The organism is Tardiphaga sp. 215_C5_N2_1 (assembly GCF_052076055.1).
GTDB classification, from domain to species: Bacteria; Pseudomonadota; Alphaproteobacteria; order Rhizobiales; family Xanthobacteraceae; genus Tardiphaga; species Tardiphaga robiniae.
This window is the reverse complement of sequence record NZ_CP197240.1, coordinates 5,005,756-5,025,136: the sequence shown is the minus strand read 5'-3', so window position 1 is coordinate 5,025,136 and position 19,381 is coordinate 5,005,756. Positions and strand designations below refer to the sequence as shown.

At 61.6% G+C, this 19,381-nt stretch carries 14 protein-coding genes; 5 read left to right on the top strand and 9 right to left on the bottom strand.

What is annotated here, in order from left to right; genetic code table 11:
* Positions 1-51 precede the first annotated feature (51 nt).
* A complete protein-coding gene (locus AB7828_RS23845) occupies positions 52-969 on the bottom strand; it encodes an amino acid ABC transporter substrate-binding protein (RefSeq protein WP_441231329.1) in 918 nt (305 codons plus the stop codon).
* A gap of 8 nt (positions 970-977) precedes the next feature.
* Complete coding sequence (locus AB7828_RS23840) at positions 978-2,273, bottom strand: dicarboxylate/amino acid:cation symporter (protein WP_089266305.1); 1,296 nt, start codon at positions 2,271-2,273, stop codon at positions 978-980.
* A gap of 234 nt (positions 2,274-2,507) precedes the next feature.
* Here AB7828_RS23840 and AB7828_RS23835 point away from each other — a divergent pair, with 234 nt between their 5' ends.
* The 4 genes from AB7828_RS23835 (at position 2,508) to AB7828_RS23820 (ending at position 7,438) form a co-directional block, all read left to right on the top strand.
* Positions 2,508-3,509, top strand: coding sequence for an NADP-dependent oxidoreductase (locus AB7828_RS23835; protein WP_441231328.1), 1,002 nt, complete (start codon positions 2,508-2,510; stop codon positions 3,507-3,509).
* Between the two features lie 1,132 nt (positions 3,510-4,641).
* The gene (locus AB7828_RS23830) at positions 4,642-5,100 is read left to right on the top strand and encodes a PaaI family thioesterase (protein ID WP_089266877.1); all 459 of its coding nucleotides are present in this window, start codon (positions 4,642-4,644) and stop codon (positions 5,098-5,100) included.
* A 220-nt stretch (positions 5,101-5,320) separates the two neighbouring features.
* Complete coding sequence (locus AB7828_RS23825) at positions 5,321-5,731, top strand: response regulator (RefSeq protein WP_441231327.1); 411 nt, start codon at positions 5,321-5,323, stop codon at positions 5,729-5,731.
* A 129-nt stretch (positions 5,732-5,860) separates the two neighbouring features.
* The gene (locus AB7828_RS23820; RefSeq protein WP_441231326.1) at positions 5,861-7,438 is read left to right on the top strand and encodes an ATP-binding protein; all 1,578 of its coding nucleotides are present in this window, start codon (positions 5,861-5,863) and stop codon (positions 7,436-7,438) included.
* 3 nt (positions 7,439-7,441) lie between these two features.
* On the opposite strand, the gene AB7828_RS23815 is transcribed toward AB7828_RS23820, so the two are convergent.
* The 7 genes from AB7828_RS23815 to AB7828_RS23785 form a co-directional block, all read right to left on the bottom strand.
* Positions 7,442-10,084, bottom strand: coding sequence for an EAL domain-containing protein (locus AB7828_RS23815; RefSeq protein WP_441228466.1), 2,643 nt, complete (start codon positions 10,082-10,084; stop codon positions 7,442-7,444).
* A 190-nt stretch (positions 10,085-10,274) separates the two neighbouring features.
* Positions 10,275-12,908, bottom strand: a complete 2,634-nt coding sequence (locus AB7828_RS23810) for an EAL domain-containing protein (protein WP_441231325.1) — start codon at positions 12,906-12,908, stop codon at positions 10,275-10,277.
* A gap of 269 nt (positions 12,909-13,177) precedes the next feature.
* Positions 13,178-13,963, bottom strand: a complete 786-nt coding sequence (locus tag AB7828_RS23805; protein WP_441231324.1) for an ABC transporter ATP-binding protein — start codon at positions 13,961-13,963, stop codon at positions 13,178-13,180.
* Positions 13,960-14,733 carry an ABC transporter permease gene (locus AB7828_RS23800; protein WP_441231323.1) on the bottom strand — a complete coding sequence of 258 codons (774 nt, stop codon included), beginning with the start codon at positions 14,731-14,733 and terminating at the stop codon, positions 13,960-13,962. Before AB7828_RS23800 ends, AB7828_RS23805 begins: the two co-directional genes overlap by 4 nt.
* A 132-nt stretch (positions 14,734-14,865) precedes the next feature.
* A complete protein-coding gene (locus tag AB7828_RS23795) occupies positions 14,866-15,810 on the bottom strand; it encodes an ABC transporter substrate-binding protein (protein ID WP_120288197.1) in 945 nt (314 codons plus the stop codon).
* A gap of 105 nt (positions 15,811-15,915) precedes the next feature.
* Positions 15,916-16,680, bottom strand: coding sequence for a histidine utilization repressor (hutC, locus tag AB7828_RS23790; protein ID WP_439073405.1), 765 nt, complete (start codon positions 16,678-16,680; stop codon positions 15,916-15,918).
* Positions 16,680-18,059: a formimidoylglutamate deiminase gene (locus AB7828_RS23785; protein ID WP_441231322.1), complete on the bottom strand. Its 1,380-nt coding sequence runs from the start codon at positions 18,057-18,059 to the stop codon at positions 16,680-16,682. Before AB7828_RS23785 ends, hutC begins: the two co-directional genes overlap by 1 nt.
* Before the next feature lie 95 nt (positions 18,060-18,154).
* Here AB7828_RS23785 and hutI point away from each other — a divergent pair, with 95 nt between their 5' ends.
* On the top strand, positions 18,155-19,381 hold the full coding sequence (hutI, locus tag AB7828_RS23780) for an imidazolonepropionase (RefSeq protein WP_441231321.1): 1,227 nt from the start codon (positions 18,155-18,157) through the stop codon (positions 19,379-19,381).

Sequence of the window (19,381 nt, the reverse complement as noted above, 5' to 3'; positions counted from 1 at the left end):
CGGGTTCGCGTGCAGCTGGCGCTGCCCGCGCCCCGGAATGACAGTGTGTGGCTAATTCGTCCCGCCCGCTGAATCGTCCAGCACCTTGAAGCTCTCTTCCAGCTGCGGCGAGATCGAGACACCCATGCGCTCGCCGGTCGGCAGGCGTGCGACGAACCATTTGTTATAGAGCGGGATCAGATCACGGTTGGAGCCGAGCCGTCGAAACGCACGCTCGACGACAGCCGCAAGCTGCGGCTCGCCCTTACGAAACATGATGCCGTAGGGATCATAGGACAGGTAATCGCCGACCACGCGGAACTTGTCCTGCGATTTGTGCCGCGCGATCAGGCCCGACAGCAGGATATCGTCCGTCGCGAAGGCATCGGCCTTGCCGTCGACCAGCATCTGGTAGCTCTGCTCGTGATCGGGCGAGACCACGATGTTGAGGCCGAGATTGAACTTCTTATCGACCGCATGCATCGCCTGTTCGTTGGTGGTGCCTTTGGTGACGACAATGGTCTTGCCCTTGAAGTCAGTCGGTGCAGTACCCGCCGTGGTTTTCGGCACCATCAGCTTGGTGCCGGCGACGAACATCAGCGGCGAGAACGCGACCAGTTTGCGCCGTTCGGCATTGGCCGTGGTCGAGCCGCATTCGAGATCGATCTTGCCGTCGACCACGGCGGGAATGCGATCGTCCGACGTTACTTTTACATATTCGATCTTGAGCTGGGGATCGTCGACCTCGATGCCGATATCCTCGACGATGGCCTCGCAGAGTTCGAGACTGTAGCCGATCGGCCGGCCCGCCTGATCGCGAAACGAGAACGGCGGCGAACTCTCGCGGTAGCCGAGCTTGACCACATGCGCCTTCTTGATCGCCGCCAGCGTCGGGCTAAGCCCTTCCGCAGGCGCTTGCGCCTGCGTAGTCGTCGCCAGCAGCAAAGCTGCCAGAAGCCCGGTGATCGAACCGGTCAGATAGTAGCGCATCACGCACCTCAACCATGTCCGAGGGCGGGGATTTCTCCGGGGATCATGTCGCCAGGCACCACATCGTCGGGACCGAGCTCATGTTCGGGCGCGAGTTCGCCTTCCCATTTAGCAACCACCGCCGTGGCCAGCGAATTGCCGATCACATTGGTGGCACTGCGGCCCATATCTAGGAACGTATCGATACCCATGATCATCAACAGGCCCGCTTCGGGAATGTTGAACTGGCTGAGCGTCGACGCGATCACCACCAGCGAGGCACGCGGCACGCCGGCCACGCCCTTCGAGGTGATCATCAGCGTTGCCAGCATCGCGAGCTGCGTGCCGAGCGACATTTCGATGTGATAGGTCTGCGCGATGAAGATACTGGCGAAGGTGCAGTACATCATCGTGCCGTCGAGATTGAACGAATAGCCCAGCGGCAGCACGAAACTGGAGATGCGCGACGAGGCGCCGAAGCGGTTAAGACCTTCCAGCGTCTTCGGATAGGCAGCTTCCGAACTTGCCGTGGAAAACGCAATCATCAAGGGTTCGCGGATCAGCCGCAGCAGATGGCTGTAGCGCGGCCCGATGACGATGAAGCCGACCACCACGAGAATGCCCCACAGGATCGCCAGCGACAGATAGAAGCCGCCCATGAAGACGATCAGCTTCCACAACACACCGAGGCCATTCTTGGACACGGTCGCCATGATCGCCGCCCACACCGCCAGCGGTGCGAACAGCATCACATAGCCGGTGACCTTCAGCATGATGTGACCGAGGTCATCGATCAGCTGCAGCATCGGCTTGGAGCGTTCCGGCATGGCGCCCATCGCAACTGCGAAGAACACGGCAAAGATGACGATCTGCAGGATTTCGTTCTGCGCCATCGCGTCTGCGATAGAGGTCGGGATCAAATGGGTGAGGAATTTTTCAATGGAGAAAGCCGACACCGGCAAGCCCGTCGATTGCCCCGCAGCCGGTAGCGTTCCCGGGAAATTCGCGCCGGGCTGCAACAGGTTGACCATCACGAGGCCGAGCAGCAGCGAGATGAAGGAGGCGCTGACGAACCAGCCCATGGTCTTGGCGAAGATGCGGCCGAGCTTGGAGCCCGAGCCCATATGGGCGATGCCGCCGACCAGCGTGGCAAAGACCAGGGGCGCGATGATCATCTTGATCAGGCGCAAAAACAACATGGCGATCAGATTGACGTCGGCCGCGATCTCGCCGCGACTATCGGGCAAATAGTTGAAAACCAGCGAGCCCATCACGATGCCCAGCGCCATCGCGATCAGAATGTATTGCGTAAACCTGTTCGACATACCGACCCCCGTTACACATTCCCAACTGCGACAGTCTGTCATATTGATCAGAGCGCGCAACAAGCTTCGTCAGCCGCGTACCGTTTCGGTATCATCAGGCGGCAAATAGCCGTTGTGGAATGCCGCGCTGCCGCATAGCGTCATCGCCAACTACAAAAACTGTGCAGCCTGATTGTTTTGTACGCGGCGACTGCAACAAGTTTCGACAAAGGAAGAAACAGGGAGACAACGGCCATGACCGACACCGTCAATCATCAGGTGCTGCTCGTCGAAAAGCCCACAGGAAAATTGGGGCCCGAGCATTTCAAACTATCAAAGGGTCCGATTCCCGAGCCGAAGGATGGCGAGGCGCTGCTGCGCGTGCGTTACATCTCACTCGACGCCGCCAATCGTGCATGGATGCATGGCGCGACCTATCGGGCGGCGGTCGAGGCCAACACGGTGATGGCGGGCGGCGGCATTGCCGAAGTCGTGTCGTCGAAGTCGCCCGCACTGAAGCCGGGCGATATCGTGTTCGGCGACACCGGCTGGCAGAATTACGCGGCGGTGCCGGCCAAGCATCTCAACAAGATGCCATCAATGGAGCCGATGACGCATCTGCTCAGCGTCTATGGCATCGCCGGACTGACAGCCTATTTCGGCCTGCTGGACGTCGGCAAGCCCAAGGCTGGCGAGACCGTCGTCGTCTCGGCGGCGGCCGGTTCGGTCGGCTCCATCGTCGGCCAGATCGCCAAGATCAAGGGCTGCCGTGTGGTCGGCATCGCGGGCGGCAAGGACAAATGCGACTGGCTGACCAAAGAACTCGGCTTCGATGCCGCGGTGGACTACAAGGACGGCGCGGTGTTCAAGGCGCTGAAGGCGGCAGCGCCGGGTGGCATCGACGTCTATTTCGACAATGTCGGCGGCGACATTCTCGAGGCTTGTCTGGCACAAATGAATCTCAACGGCCGCATCGCCTGCTGCGGCGCCATCTCGCAATATGACGGCGCGCCCTCGGCGACCGGCCCGCGCGGCGTGCCCGGTCTGATCGTGGTGAAACGCCTGATCATGCAGGGCTTCATCGTGATGGACTATATGAACCAGCGCGAAAAAGCTTTGACCGATCTGCAGTCCTGGGTCGCCGCGGGCAAGCTCAAGGTGCAGGAAGACGTCATCGACGGGCTGGAAAACACGCCGCAGGCCCTGATCGGTCTGCTGGCCGGTGAGAACCGGGGCAAGCGGATGGTGAAGGTGTAGGGAGATCGTGTAGCGGGGCTTCTCTCTTATCCCTCCCCCTTGCGGGGAGGGTGGCCGGCCGCTTGGCCGGTCGGGTGGGGGTGCCACGAGCGACGCTCTCCCGTGGGGCACCCCCACCCCGGCCTCCAATTCGTCGATGCTCCGCATCGCCTCGTTCGGCCGACCCTCCCCGCAAGGGGGAGGGATTCCTCTGGCGCCTGTGCGTCGTTGCTGATGTGAATGTCAAACAGCCACTGTTCTTCAGACATGCGTTATCACCCCCATTATTTGCGGCGCGGGGGCGCCGTCGTGTCTTGCATTCCCTGCCCCTGTGAGAGGGCGTGCGGAACGCCGGGTGCCCGATGCACCCTTGGGCCTGATGCGATGCGGTCTTCCGCAATTGTGAGTGCATCAGGACTTTCGGAGGCGCCGAGCAAGTGCCCGACGTTCCGCCTGCGGTGTTTTTTCGGTTGCTTGCACTTTGCCTCGACGAACGCTCCGATCGCGAATTAAAGTCCCAAGGCGATGGGAAGGGAGCCTCAAGCGAGTAGGCCGAACGCGTTTTAACTTGGTCGTCCGTCACACTGTCCAGAGCGTCTTTCCATCCAGGGCCGGCCGTCTCCTTGCCAGTGGCAGTGCTGGCGCAGATCCGTCCTGCCCGAAGACAGACGTCCCCCATGAACCGCGTGACGCCGCATCTCCGGCGTCCACCGCATCCCACCCCGCGAACGTGACGATCGCGATCGCCCCTCTCGGTGGGGCAGGACGAAGGGGAATATAAACCTGGCTGGGATATTGTCAACGGGATGTAGGAATAAATGTTTGGGTGCTGTATATCGCCCCATACTGTCATTCCGGGGCGTGGCCGGCACTTGCCGGACGCGAACCCGGAATCTCGACCTGTTCAGCGCCAAACACTCCGGGATTCCGGGTTCGCGCCGGCCCGCTTCGCGGTCCTCTGCGCCCCGGAATGACGAGGGGGTAGCTGAACACTCCGGCAGTCCGGCCCGGTCCGCCCGGGACAACGAGCGACGAGCCATGCAGATTGCGACGCGCCCCAACGCTGCGACGTCCTATCCACCCGCCCCCCGCTTTTGTATGACCTAGCACTCACTCCCTCCAGCCCATCGATATCTCGCAAGAAGGAAAATCCATGACTGATGCGGCGACTGACGCGGCCTATGCTGAACTCGAAGCCGCCGGCTGGAGCATCATGGACGATGACGGGTTCATCCATTTCGTCGGCCCGATGTGGCACCGGGTCGTCGATGGCATCAATGAATTCGCCATTCTTGGCCAGGACAAGCACCGCAACCGCCGCGGCGTGGTTCAGGGCGGGGCAGTGATGACGCTGGCCGACCGGAGCTGCGGCATGGCGGCGCGCGAGGCTGCGGGGGTCGAGGCGCTCGCCACCGTCCAGATGGATACTTATTTCGTCGATGCCGCGCGGATCGGCGACCTGATGATCTCCCGGCCCAAGGTCGTGCGTGCCACCAAGAGCCTGATCTTCATGAGCACCGAGGTCAGTGTGAACGATCACGTGGTCGCCACGGCGCATGGTGTGTTCAAGACGGTCCGCGACCGCACCGATGCCGGGCGCAAGAACGACTAACCTGACGGCGCCGCGGATTTTCGTCATCTTCACGGATTTTTTTTCGCACGCGGCGGAACGAAAGCGCGATCAGCTCGCTTAGCAAAGACATGCGAACCAAAACAGTTTTTACGCGACCTATATTCGTATTCGATTGATCACGTTTAGACTGACCGATGCTTTCGACCCGAACCATCCCGGCCCTGTGGCCCATGGAACCGGCGATCAAGGTTCAAATCCCATGGCCCAAGACGCTGCCGTAAACGACGCCGCCCTCCCCGCCACCGTCCTGGTCGTCGAGGACGATGTACTGCTGCGCATGTTTGCGGTCGAGATGATCGAGGACGCCGGTTTCCGGGTGATCGAGGCGCCGGATGCCGACGCTGCGATCCGCGTGCTCGAAGCGCGCAACGATATCCGCATCATCTTTACCGATATCGACATGCCCGGCTCGATGAACGGGCTCAAGCTCGCCCATGCCGTCGCCAATCGCTGGCCGCCCATTCGCATCATCGCAACATCGGGCCACTTCAGGATAGGCGAACGCGACCTGCCGGATGGCGGTCGCTTCATTCCCAAACCCTATCGACAGCACCAGATCATCGGCGCCCTCACCGAATTCGCCAATTCTCGCAGCGCATTCGGCGTCTGATAAGCCCCGTTCGCAATTGCGCTCACGCTTGACGCCTCCACACCGCCCGGTCACCCTCGGTTGCTAGATACCAGCTATCGGCGGGGGCACGCGATGTGGGCATCACTCCAGAACTTTCTCGATAGTTCCATGTTTGCCCCGCACGGCATTTGTCTGCTGTGGGATCCCGGCCTGATCTGGCTTCACGTCGGCTCGGATGCACTGATCGCCGCGGCCTATTTCTCGATTCCCGTCGTACTCACAATCTTCGTCTGGAAGCGCCGCGATGTGGAGTTCGGCTGGATCTTCTGGGCCTTCGCGCTCTTCATCATGGCCTGCGGCCTGACCCATGTGATGTCGATCTACACGCTGTGGGTTCCGGCCTATGGCGCCGAAGGAATCCTCAAGGCGATCACCGCCATCGCCTCGGTTGTCACCGCAGCGATTCTCTGGCCACTGCTACCGAGGCTACTGGCGATCCCCTCGCCTGCGCAATTGCGCGAAACCGAACTGGCGCTGATCGAGGAAGGCCGGCACCGGCGCGAGGCCGAGGACATGCTGCGCCATACGCAGAAGATGGAAGCGATCGGTCACCTCACCGGCGGTGTCGCCCATGACTTCAACAATCTGCTGACCATCATCATCGGCAATCTCGAAATCGCCGAGCACAGCATCTCGACCTGGACGGAATCGTCACGTGATCGCCTCAGGCGCGTCATTGCCAGCGCAGCCGGCGGCGCGCAGCGCGCCGTGGTGCTGACGCAGCGCCTGCTCGCCTTCGCACGCAAGCAGCCGCTCGACCCGAAGACCATCAATGTCAACGGATTGCTCCACGGCATGTCGGACTTCTTCCAGCGCACATTGAGCGAGAATATCGATCTCGAAATCGTCGGCGGCGCCGGGCTGTGGCAGGTCGAGGTCGATCCGAGCCAGATGGAAGCCGCCATCCTCAATCTCGTGGTCAATGCCCGCGACGCCATGGCCGGCCAAGACCATCTGAAGATCGGCAAACTGACGATCGAAACCAGCAACGCTTTCATCGACGAGATCTACGCCCTGCAGCATTCCGATGTGGTCATCGGGCAGTATGTTCTGATCTCGGTGACGGACACCGGACCGGGCATGCCCAAGGACGTGCAGGAGCGCGCGTTCGACCCGTTCTTCACCACCAAGGAGCCCGGACAGGGCACCGGCCTCGGCCTGAGCCAGGTCTACGGCTTCGTCAAGCAATCCGGCGGCCATGTGAAGATCTATAGCGAGGTCGGCGAAGGCACGACCATCAAGGTCTATCTGCCGCGCAGCAGGCAGCATACGGAGCAGGCAAGCGAGATCGAGAGGCGCATCGTCGGCAGCAAGGGCAACGAGACTGTGATGATCGTGGAGGACGATCCGGATGTGCGGTCCTACCTGGTCGAGACGCTGGAAGGTCTCAACTATCAGGTCCGCGAAGCCGGCAATGCCGACGCAGCGCTGGCCGACTTCACCGAAGATCCCGAACCGTTCGACCTGCTGCTGACCGATATCGTGATGCCCGGCATGAACGGGCGACTGCTGGCCGACGAGATGCAGAAGCGGCAGCCGAAGCTGAAAGTGCTGTTCATGACCGGCTATTCGCGCAACGCCATCGTGCATCAGGGCCGGCTCGATCCCGGCGTCTCCTTGCTGCAGAAGCCGATTACACAAGCGGCCCTCGGCAACAAGGTGCGCGAGATGCTCGACAAGAGATAGCGACTACGGGATCCGTCTGACGGACGGGACGACGCCCAGCGTCCGCTCCGGATGCGCCTGACGCCGCATCTCACTCAGGGCAATGGCGGCACGCGACGTTTCGTGACCAGCGAGCCAGAGTTCGAAATCCGGCACCGGCAGCGCAGGCGAATAGACGAAGCCCTGGATAACGTCGCAGCCGAGTTCGGTGAGAATCCGGCGCTGCCCGTCGGTCTCGACGCCTTCGGCGACCACGATCATGTCGAGGCTCTGGCCAACGCGTATGATGGCCCGCGTAATCGCCAGCGCGCTCGCCTCGCTTTCAAGGCCGCGCATGAAGCTGCGATCGATCTTCAATTCACGAATCGGCAGATGCGCGAGACGGCTGAGGCTGGAATAGCCGGTACCGAAATCATCCATCGACAGCTGCACGCCGGATTTGCGAATTTTCTCCATGGTCTCGACGGCGGTCGAATGCTCGCTCATCACCACACCTTCGGTGACCTCCAGCATCAGCATGTCCGGCGACAGACCGTTTTCGGCGATCACTTCGCCGACCAGCGTGGCGAGATCGCCATTCTGGAAATTGATCGGAGACAGATTGACCGAGACGCTGGGCACGTCGACGCCATTTCTGCGCCAGGCCGCGACCTGCCGGCAGGCTTCGCGCAGCGACCATGTGCCGATCAGCTCGATCAGTCCGTATTCTTCCGCGAGCGGAATGAATTTCGATGGCGGCACTTCGCCGAGCACCGGATCTGACCAGCGAGCCAGCGCCTCGACACCGTAAAGGCGACCGTCAGCGCGAACCTGCGGCTGATAGTGAAGCCGCAGCGCATCCTGCACGATGGCATTGCGCAGCGCCGTACTGAAGGCGAGTCGCTCCTCGCTGACGCGGTTCATCTCCGCACTGAAGAAGCGATAGGTCGAGCGGCCGGCCTGCTTGGCCTGATACATCGCCGCATCGGCATGTTTGAGCAGACCATCGATATCGCCGGCATTGTCGGGATAGATGCTGACGCCGATGCTGGCCGATACCGGCACCAGCTTGGCGCCAAGCTGCATGGGCGGCAGCAGTGTCTCGAGCAGGCGGCTGGCGATCAAGGCGGCGCCTTCAACATCGCAATTCGGCAGCACAATGACGAATTCGTCGCCGCCCTGCCGGCTCAGCGTATCGGCCGGCCGGATTTGCCTGCACAGTCGTTGCGTGACCTTGACCAGCAACTCGTCGCCAATGGAATGACCGAGCGTGTCGTTGACGTCCTTGAAGTGATCGATATCGAGGAACATCACCGCAATGCGGTCCCTCGGCTTGCTCTTGTCGATCAGCCCCGTCAGGATCTGGCGCAGTTGCGCGCGGTTCGGCAGGCCGGTCAGCGCATCGAAATAGGCCAGACGCGCGATTTCGCTGCGGGCCTCGTGCCGTTCAATGGCCAGTGCGCACAGATGCACACAGGCATCGACGATGGTCTGGTGCCAGCGCGTCGGGCCCCGTGTCTCGCGGAAATAGAAGGCAAAGGCGCCGATGACGCGGCCGTCCCGCGCCTTGATCGGCGTCGACCAGCAGGCGCGCAGGCCGGCCTCCAACGGCAGGCTGCTATAAAGCTGCCACCGCGGATCGGTGGCGATATCGGTGGCCAGCACCGCGTGGCCGAGAAAGGCTGCCGCGCCGCAGGACCCGACATCGGGACCGATGGCAATACCGTCAATAATGGGCGCGAAGGCCGGCGGGAGACTGGGGCCGCCGAGTGGATGGAGCCGGCCGTCCGCGTCCACATGCAGCACCGACGGGACGATATCGGGCGCGATGGCTTCGACGCGGTGGCAGAGATCGCCGATCACATCCATGACCGGCATGTCATTGGCGAGATTTTCCAGCACATGATGCTGCAGCGAATGGATCTGCTTGCTCTCGGTGATGTCGTCGAGCACCGCGACCAGATGCTCGACCTCGCCGGCTTTGTTGCGGCCTGCGTTGACCGTGCTTGAGATCCAGATCTCGTGACCGTCCTTGTCATAGACAAGGATATCCTCTTGCCCGTGTCCTTCGGCATCGATCTGCGCGTGAAACCGCTCCAGCGTTTCGTTGTCGGTATATTCTCCGGTCAGCAAATCCCGCGGGTGTTTGCCCATCGCTTCCGCAAGCGTGTATCCGAACAGCTCCGTGAAAGCGTCGTTGACATAGACGATGGTCATGTCGCGTTTGGAGACCATCACGACGCGGTCGGTCTTTTCGGCAACCAGTGCCATCAGCGCATTTTGTTCGCGGTCACGGACATCGTCCGTCACGTCGCGGATGAAGTTGATGTAGAGCGTCTTGCCGGCGTAATCGACGCGTGAGATCGAGAACGCGCCCCAGGCCTCGCTCCCGTCCTTGCGGCTGATCCTGAACTCGCGGCGGCCCTTGACCGCTACTTGCGGATCCATGGCAGACTTTGCCGCAATCACTCCATCGAGATGTTCGCGCACGTCGAGGGGAACGAGGAAGCTGACCTGCCGGCCGACAACTTCGTCGCGGTGATATCCCCACATCCGCTCGGCAGCAGCATTGAAATGCCTGATCTCGTTGTCGATCCCGGTGATCACGACAGCATCGACCGCCTGTTCGAATGCAGAGAACAGCGCCTTCGCCTCTTCGCTGGGCTGGCCGACAGGACTTGCAGACATGAAACGACCTTCGATCACAGGAGCCGCGGGAGCACGACGACAACTGTCTTCGTTACAGCGGCAATGTCATTCGCTGGTACGAGTGTATTCGAACTCCAGTAGCTAAGAAGTTCGTTCGATCTCATCTTGAAGGGCCGGAATACCGGATGTCGTTAACAACGCGTTAACGACGGTTGTCAATTTCTCGAGATTACATGGCCGCGAGCGCACCCGGCCACATTTCCTCTTGCGCAGCTTCGGCCCGGCGCTCGTCAACCAGCGCCGCCCAGCGTTCGGCATGGCGGGCCACCAGCCAGGCTTCGAGATCGAATGCGGACAGTGCAGGCGAATACAGGAACCCCTGAATGACGTCACAGCCCAGCCCGGCCAGAATCCTGCGCTGCTCTTCGGTCTCGACGCCTTCGGCCACGACCGTCATGTTGAGGCTCTGTCCGACGCACACGATGGCGGTGGCGATCGCCAGAGCACAGACCTCGGTCTCAATACCGCGCATGAAGCTGCGATCGATCTTCAGCTCGCGCACCGGCAAATGCGCCAGGCGACTCAAGCTCGAATAACCGGTGCCGAAATCATCCATCGATAATCCGATGCCCGCCGCGCGGATCTGCATCATGATCTCGATCGCGGTCGTGTGTTCGCTCATCACCGCGCCCTCGGTGACTTCGAGCATCAGCCTGTTAGGCGCCAGCCCGTTTTCCGCGATGATATCGGAGATCAATGCCGGCAATCCCGGATTCAGAAAATTGATCGGCGACAGGTTGACGGAGACGCAAGGCACATCGAGCCCTGCCTTTTGCCACGCCGCAATCTGCCTGCACGCCTCGCGCAGCGACCAGACACCGATCTGCTCGATGAGGCCGCATTCCTCCGCAAGTGGAATGAACTTCGCTGGTGACACATCGCCCAATACGGGATCATGCCAGCGCGCCAATGCCTCGACACCGTACAGATCGCCGCTGCCTGCGCGGATCTGCGGCTGGTAGTGCAACCGCAGGCCGCCTTGCGCAAGCGCGTGGCGCAAAGCGGTGCTGAGACGAAGGCGCTCCTCATTCACGCGATCCATGTCGTTGCTGAAAAACCGATGCGTGGAGCGGCCGGCCTGCTTGGCCTTGTACATTGCCGCATCGGCATATTTCAGCAGACTATCGAGATCGCGGGCATTGTCCGGAAACATGCTGATGCCGGCGCTGGCAGAAATCGGCACCTGATTGCCGCCGAGCTGCAGCGGAACCGACAGCGCCTCGGTGAGACGGCCCGCGATGCGGGATGCATCTGCCGCGATACAGTTCGGCATCAGGATGATGAATTCATCGCCGCCCTGACGACTCAGGATATCGCCCGGTCGGATGTGCTGATGAAGCCGCTGTGTGACAGCGACCAGCAAGTCATCGCCAACAGCATGCCCCAGCGTATCGTTGACGTCCTTGAAGTGATCCAGGTCAAGAAATATCAGCGCCATCTGCGCATCTGCGGGGCATTCCGCGACGGCACGCTCCATCAACTGGCGCATATGGGTCCGGTTCGGCAGTCCGGTGAGTGCATCGAAATAAGCAAGCCGTGAGATTTCGTTGCGCGCTTCCTCCCGCTCGATGGCGACCGCGGCGAGATGAACACAGGCATCGACGATGCCGTGATGCAAGCGGCTGGGTCTGCGACATTCCCTGAAATAGAATGCGAACGTGCCGATGACGCGCCCATCCCTGGTCTTGATCGGCATCGACCAACAGGCCTTCAGACCGGAAGCCAGCGGCGCGCTGTTGTATGGCAGCCAGAGAGGATCGTTTTCGATATCGGTGACCAGAACAGGCTCGCCGCGAAAGGCCGCGGTCCCGCAAGACCCGACATCCGGTCCGATGGCAATGCCGTCCAGCGCCTGCGCATAACCTGCCGGGAGGCTTGGTCCTCCCAAAGGATGCAGCAATCCCGCAGAATCGACATGTAGCACCGAACAGACGACATCGGGCGCGATCTGCTCCACCTTCCGACACAGATTGTCCATCACACCCCGCAGCGGCTGCTCATCGGCCAGCGCTTCGAGAATGTGATGCTGCAACGACTGAAGCTGCTTGCTCTCGGTGATATCGGTCATCAATGCGACGAGGTGCTGGATTTTTCCATCCGCGCCATGAATCGCATTCAAGGCAACCGAGACCCAGACCTCGTTGCCGGCTTTGTCGTACAGGAGGATTTCGTCTTCAGCAGATCCTTCCGTTCTGATCTGCTGGTCCAGATATGCGAGCGTCGCCTGGCTGGTGTATGCGCCGACGAGGAATTCCTCCGGGATGAGTCCCGTCGCCTCATCCAGCGAGTAGCCGAACATGCCGGTGAAGGCGCCGTTGACATAGCAGATCCGTGCATCGCGACCCGCGATGTAGATAGCGCGTTTCGTCTTGTCGACCACGAGAGCCAGCGGGATAATTTCTTCCCTGCGCTTCACCTCCTCCGTCACATCGCGGACGAAGCCCATATAGGTGATCTCGCCATTCACCTCGACCCGCGACATCGACAACGATCCCCAGATCTCGCTGCCGTCCTTGCGTTCGATTTTCACCTCGCGGCTGTGACCGACGATGCGATTGACGCCGGTCGCGCGGTTCGCGGCGATATATCCGTCATGCTGCGACCTGATGGCCATCGGCACCAGAAAGCCGATATTTTGCCCGAGCACTTCATCGCGCTCATAGCCCCACAACCGTTCGGCGGCGGCGTTGAAATGGGTCACGCTATTCTTGCTGTCGATCATCACGACAGCATCGATGGCCTGCTCCAGCCCGGCGAGGAGCGTCCTGGCAGCATCACTCTTCTCGACATGCACCAACGTCATAAACGCAACTCGCAATTACTTTGCTCAAACCATCGGACCGTCTTTGAAATGACCCGATCACCGGCTTTCAGCCGAGGTGGTGCAATCGTATGTGCGAGACGTCGCCAAATTGTTTTGCGCGGCGCCCGAGTTCCCGGCGGCCGCGAACGTACTTAAGGTCCGGATAAAACCACGCAGCCAGAGCAGGACACGCAAGCAACGACGCAACCTTCGATAGTTGGCGCGTCGCTCAAGCGGTATCCTGACGCCGCTGATGCGACGCGAGAATCCTAGTGGGCTTCAGCCGCGAGCACGGCCTCGACACGGATTTCTTCCGTGAGCCGTGCCTTGAGGTCGGAAAAAGCCGGGCTGGTCTTGATGGTGTAGTGCCGCGGATGCGGCAGATCGACCGGGATATCGGCCTTGATGCGCCCGGGACGCGCCGACATCACCACGGTGCGCGACGCGAGGAACACCGCTTCCTCGATATCGTGGGTGACGAAGATCACCGTCTTGCGCTCGCGCTCCCAGATGCCGAGCAGCAATTCCTGCATCAAGGCGCGGGTCTGGTTGTCGAGCGCGCCAAACGGCTCGTCGAGCAGCAGGATCTTCGGATCGTTGGCGAGGGCCCGGGCGATGGCCGTGCGTTGCTGCATACCGCCCGAAAGCTGCTTCGGAAAATGATTGGCGAAGCTGGTGAGGCCCACCTTCTCCAGCCACTGTTTGGCGATGTCGTTGCGCTCGCGGGTCGAGACGCCGCGCTCGCGCAGGCCGAAGGAAATATTCTCCGACACCGTGAGCCAGGGAAACAGCGTGTAGGACTGGAACACCATGCCGCGATCGGCGCCAGGACCGGTGATGGCCTTGCCGTCGAGCAGGATGCGGCCGGTGGTGGGCGTGTCCAGACCGGCGACCATGCGCAGCAGCGTGGACTTGCCGCAGCCTGACGGGCCAAGGATCGTGACGAAGTCGTTGTCCGCAACCGACAGATTGGTCGGCTCCAGCGCACGCGTCGGCGTGCCGCCGCGCACGGCGGGGAAAATCCGCGAGACGTTGTCGATGACGAGCTTGCTCAAATGATGCTCCACGGAAACAAGCGCCGGTTCGCAGCCTTGAACGCGTAGTCCGAAATCAAACCGATGATGCCGATGACGATGATGCCGAAGATGATCTGGCCGGTGGCCAGCAGCGCTTGGCTGTCGATGATCATGTGGCCGATGCCCGAGGACGAGCCGATCAGTTCGGCGACGATGACATAGGTCCAGGCCCAGCCGAGCACGAGACGGAGAATTTCCGCGATCTCCGGCGCCGCGGACGGGATGAGAACGCGCTTGAGCACACCGGCGTCGCGCGCGCCAAGCGTCAGCGATGCCTCGACCAGATCCCGGCGCACGCTGCCGACACTGACAGCGACCATCAGGATGAGCTGGAACACCGAGCCGATGAAAATCACCAGGAGCTTCTGCAATTCGCCGATGCCGGCCCACAGGATCAGCAGCGGAATGAAGGCCGAGGCTGGCAGATAGCGCGCGAAGGAGACGAAGGGTTCGAGAAAGGCTTCGATCGGCTTGTAGGCGCCCATCAGGATGCCGATCGGCACCGCGAACAATGCGGCCAGCACGAAGCCGCCGAGCACGCGCCAGATGGTCATGCCGATATCATGCAGGAAGCCCTGCTTCACCAGCAGAAACCAGCCGTCCTGCAGCATGGTCCACGGATTGGCGAGGAAGGTCTTGGAGACGAAGCCGCCAAAGGTCGCATAGGACCACGCGGCAACGAACAGCACGAAGAACGATATGCCGAGCACCACGCGCGCGGTGGATGAGATGGGGGCGAGTGGTTTCATGCTGCGTATTCGATGCTCATGATCGTCATTGCGAGGAGCTCTTGCGACGAAGCAATCCAGTCTTCCTTAAGTAAGAGCTGGATTGCCGCGTCGCTTCGCTCCTCGCAATGACGGAAGCGACGGCGTGTGTATTTACTGAATGAAGCGCGGATCGGCGAGCTTCGTCAGATCCGGGATTTCCTTGATCACGCCGATCTCGAGCAGCAGCTCGGCAGCTTCCTTCGAAAACGCCTGGTGCTCGCCGGCGAAGAACTTCTTGTTCGCCTCCTGATCCTGCCAGCGCAGATACTGCGCGGAGGCGCCGAACTTCTCGCCGGTCTGCTTCACGTCGGCGCCCATGATCTCATAGGACTTGGCCTGGTCGGCCTTGATCATCGCAACGGCCTCGAAATAGCTCTTGGCCAGCGCCTTCACGGCACCTTCGTTATCGGCGATGAATTTCGGCGTGCAGCCGAAGGTGTCCATGATCATCGGATAGTCGAGCGTGGTGGCGATGATCTTGCCGGCTTCCGGCTTCTCGCGCACGGCAGAGAGATATGGCTCATAGGTCATGGCCGCATCGTTCTGGCCGGCGATGAAGGCCTGTGCTGCCGGACCCGGCTCCATGTTGACGACGGAGACATCCTTCACGCTGAGGCCGTTCTTCTTCAGGAACCAGGCGAGCGTGAAATAGGGCGCAGTGCCCGGGGCCGATGCGGCGACGGTCTTGCCCTTCAGGTCCTTGATCGATGCGGTGCCGGCGCGCACGGCCATGCCGTCAGCGCCATAGGACTTATCGAGCTGGAACAGCTGCGTGGTGGCGACGCCGTTGGCATTCCACACCACCCAGGTCTCGACCGTGGTGGCGGCGCATTGCACATCGCCCGATGCGATGGCGAGATGGCGGCTGGCCTGCGGCACCTTCTTGATGGTGACGTCGAGACCGTTCTTGGCGAAGATGCCGGCTTCCTTCGCCAGCGTCAGCGGCGCAAAACCCGTCCAGCCGGAAATGGCGATGGTGACCTTGGTCTGCGCCGCAGCCGGGGTCGCAACGAGAGCCGCGAGCATGGCGGCGACGGAAACTCCAATCAACTTCATAACGCACTCTCCTCAGCCAGATTTAGAATGATACTGCATGGCAACATGGCGGATTGCCAGAGTCAATTTCCGCAGACGGCCTGCGGCAGATGATTCATATCGTCCTCATGATCGCAGCCCCGTCGGCGTGAAGCGCGCGGTGAGCTGATACAGATCGTTCGGATAGGTGACGCGCACCGATGTGATGATCTTGTTCTTGCGCCACGTGCGGCGCTCGACCACGAGACAGGCGGCCGGCTTCTTCAGCGTCAATGCCTTCAAGGCGACATCGTCGGCGAGACTTGCCGTAATCCGGTGTTCAGCCTCATTCCACGGCACGTGACCAAGCAGCCAGGTACCGGGCGGCACGCGCGTGAAATCGATTTCAGATGCGGGCGGCACCACGTCGAGATTGATCAGGCGCTCTTCCAGCGCGAAGGGCCTGCCCTTGGCGATGTGCCGACAGCTCAACACCAGCACGTCGCAGCTTTTGTCGATGCCGAGACGTTCGAGATCGTCCTTGGTTGCCTTGCGTCGTTTGCGCGTGAGCAACTCATAGGCATAGGCCTCGCCGCGCTTGGCGATCTCGGCCTGGATATCCGGAATATGCAGCACTGCGGACTGCACCAGCGGCTTGGCGACGAAGCTCCCGACGCGGCGCTTGCGTTCGATGACACCAGCGGCTGCGAGACCCGACAGCACCTTGTTCACGGTCATCCGCGAACAGTTATAGCTCTCGACCAGCTCATGCTCGAATGGAATGCGATAGCCGGGCGGCCAGCGGCCGGACAGGATCTTCTCTTCGAGATCGGCGCGGATGCGCTGATACAGCGCCTGCGGCGCGGCCTGCGCTTTTCCATTTGCCGACTTTGACACGCGCGCTGTCGCCATCAGAGTGTCGCCAGCCGCTGCACGACGCGCCGATAGCGCTCGGTGATGAATGCGCGCCTGATGTGGCGACCGCCGTTGACGACCTGCTTGCCGCCGACGAAGACGTCGGAGATCGCCGATTTTCCGACGACGAAGGTCGCGGCATCGAGCCAGCGGTCGCCTGTGACGGCACAGAGATCGGGATGCGCGGTGTCCAGCACGACGATGTCCGCACGCTTGCCGACCGCAAGTACACCGATATTGCGGCCCGAGGCCTGCGTGCCGCCGACCAGCGCATGTTCATAGAGCGCACGGCCGGTGGACTCGCCCTCATGGCGCGCCACGGCATTGCGGACGCGATAGGCGAGACGCTGGCTGTATTCGAGCTGCTTGAGTTCGCCTGGCGCCGTGATCTCGATGTTAGAATCGGAGCCGACGCCGAAGACGCCGCCAGCATCGATGAAGCGCGGGCCTTCGAAAATGCCGTCACCGAGACTCGCTTCGGTGAGCGGACACAGGCCGATGACGGCGCCTGTCTTCGCGATACCGGTGACTTCCTCATCGGTCATATGGGTCGCGTGGATCAGCACCCAGCGCCTGTCGACCGGCATATGATCCAGCAGCCACGCCACCGGACGCTGACCGGACCAGGCGATACAGTCGTCGACTTCCTTCGTCTGTTCCGCCACGTGGATATGGATCGGACCATCGGGCACCGCCTTGAGAACTTCGCTCAACATCTCCGGCGTGATCGCACGCAATGAATGCGGCGCGATACCGATGACGGCGCCATCGAGAGGCGCGATGGCAGCGCGGGATTTATCCAGCAGCGCCAGAAAGCGCGCGGGATCATTGACGAAACGGCGCTGACCGTGGATCGACGGCGCGCCGCCAAAGCCGCTGAAATTGTAGAAGGACGGCAGCAGCGTCAGACCGATGCCGGTCTCGCTGGATGCCGCCGCGATGCGCGTACCCATCTCCGCGAGATTCGCATAAGGCGCGCCGGTCTCGTCGTGATGCAGATAGTGGAATTCCGCGACTGAGGTAAAACCGGCTTCCAGCATCTCGGCATATGCGAAAGCCGCGATGGCCTCGACATCGCCCGGCGTCAGCGTATCGATGAAGCGATACATCAACTGCCGCCATGTCCAGAAACTGTCTTGGGTCGCGCCGCGGATTTCGGTGAGGCCGGCCATGCCGCGCTGGAACGCATGGCTGTGCAGATTGGGCAGTCCGGGCAGCGCCACGCCGCTGATGATTTCAGCGTCAGCACTGCTCGAATTCGCGGCAACGGCCGTGATGGTGCCATTCTCAATCGCGACAATGACGTCGCGCGCCCAGCCTGACGGCAGCAGCGCGTGCGCGAAGAACAGCCTTTTTGCAGCACGTTGCGTGCCCATAGCGATTGCCTGTTGCATTCAAAAGACGCTCGACAATAAGCGAGGCCGCTGATTATGTATAGACATACGACGTCCCGAATTTACGGCAGTCCGTCATGACCTTCGATACCATCTGGACCAATGCACGCCTTGCCACCATGGCGCCCGGCCAGCCCGGCCTCGGGATCTTGGAGGATGGCTGCATCGCAACAAAGGACGGCCGGATCGCTTTCGTCGGGCCGGCTTCGGAATTGCCGGCGGGCGCCGACGCCAAGACCCGCATCGATTGCGAAGGGCGCTGGATCACGCCGGGGCTGGTCGATTGCCACACCCATCTGATCTATGGCGGCAACCGCGCCAGTGAATTCGCAATGCGGCTCGAGGGCGCCAGCTACGAAGATATTTCGCGCGCCGGCGGCGGCATCGCCTCGAGCATGAAGGCGACGCGCGCGGCGAGCGAACAACAGCTCGTCGCCAGCGGATTGAAGCGGCTCGACCATCTGCTCGCCGAAGGCGTCACGACCATCGAGATCAAGTCGGGCTACGGCCTCGACAAGGATACCGAAATCCGCTGCCTCAAGGCCGCGAGGCAGCTCGGCCGCGAGCGCGACGTCTCCGTCCTGACATCGTTTCTTGGCGCACATGCGATGCCGCCGGAAGCGAATGGCGACAATGACGCCTATATCGACACGGTCATCGCCAAAATGCTGCCGGCGATTGCCGAACTAAAGCTCGCCGACGCCGTCGACGCGTTCTGCGAGGGCATCGCATTTTCGCCGGAGCAAACGGCGCGGGTGTTCGACGCCGCCAAGAAACTCGGCCTGCCCGTGAAGCTGCATGCGGACCAGCTGTCCAACCTTCACGGTGCAAAGCTCGCAGCCGATCACGGCGCACTGTCTGCGGATCACCTCGAACATACCGATGAAGACGGCGTGATCGCGCTGACCAAGGCCGGCACCGTGGCCGTGGTATTGCCGGGTGCTTACTACACCCTGCGCGAAACCCAGGCGCCGCCGATCGCGCTGTTCCGCAAACACGGCACCCATCTGGCGCTGGCCACCGACAGCAATCCCGGCACGTCGCCGCTGACCTCGCTGCTGCTGACCATGAATATGGGCGCGACACTGTTTCGCATGACCGTCGACGAATGCCTGCTCGGCGTGACGCGCGAAGGCGCACGGGCACTCGGCAGGCTGAGCGAAGTCGGCACGCTGGAGCCAGGCAAGGCCTGCAATCTCGCTATCTGGGACATCGAACATCCCGCCGAGCTGGTTTACCGCGTCGGCTTCAATCCGCTTCACGCCCGCGTCTGGCACGGCCGGACTTCCGCGACATCCAAATAA

What these genes read in the sequence shown, in the direction of transcription:
- AB7828_RS23845 (WP_441231329.1), bottom strand. Translation starts at nt 969, where the DNA reads ATGCGCTACTATCTGACCGGTTCGATCACCGGGCTTCTGGCAGCTTTG.
- AB7828_RS23840 (WP_089266305.1), bottom strand. Translation starts at nt 2,273, where the DNA reads ATGTCGAACAGGTTTACGCAATACATTCTGATCGCGATGGCGCTGGGC.
- AB7828_RS23835 (WP_441231328.1), top strand. Translation starts at nt 2,508, where the DNA reads ATGACCGACACCGTCAATCATCAGGTGCTGCTCGTCGAAAAGCCCACA.
- AB7828_RS23830 (WP_089266877.1), top strand. Translation starts at nt 4,642, where the DNA reads ATGACTGATGCGGCGACTGACGCGGCCTATGCTGAACTCGAAGCCGCC.
- AB7828_RS23825 (WP_441231327.1), top strand. Translation starts at nt 5,321, where the DNA reads ATGGCCCAAGACGCTGCCGTAAACGACGCCGCCCTCCCCGCCACCGTC.
- AB7828_RS23820 (WP_441231326.1), top strand. Translation starts at nt 5,861, where the DNA reads ATGTTTGCCCCGCACGGCATTTGTCTGCTGTGGGATCCCGGCCTGATC.
- AB7828_RS23815 (WP_441228466.1), bottom strand. Translation starts at nt 10,084, where the DNA reads ATGTCTGCAAGTCCTGTCGGCCAGCCCAGCGAAGAGGCGAAGGCGCTG.
- AB7828_RS23810 (WP_441231325.1), bottom strand. Translation starts at nt 12,908, where the DNA reads ATGACGTTGGTGCATGTCGAGAAGAGTGATGCTGCCAGGACGCTCCTC.
- AB7828_RS23800 (WP_441231323.1), bottom strand. Translation starts at nt 14,733, where the DNA reads ATGAAACCACTCGCCCCCATCTCATCCACCGCGCGCGTGGTGCTCGGC.
- AB7828_RS23795 (WP_120288197.1), bottom strand. Translation starts at nt 15,810, where the DNA reads ATGAAGTTGATTGGAGTTTCCGTCGCCGCCATGCTCGCGGCTCTCGTT.
- hutC (WP_439073405.1), bottom strand. Translation starts at nt 16,680, where the DNA reads ATGGCGACAGCGCGCGTGTCAAAGTCGGCAAATGGAAAAGCGCAGGCC.
- AB7828_RS23785 (WP_441231322.1), bottom strand. Translation starts at nt 18,059, where the DNA reads ATGGGCACGCAACGTGCTGCAAAAAGGCTGTTCTTCGCGCACGCGCTG.
- hutI (WP_441231321.1), top strand. Translation starts at nt 18,155, where the DNA reads ATGACCTTCGATACCATCTGGACCAATGCACGCCTTGCCACCATGGCG.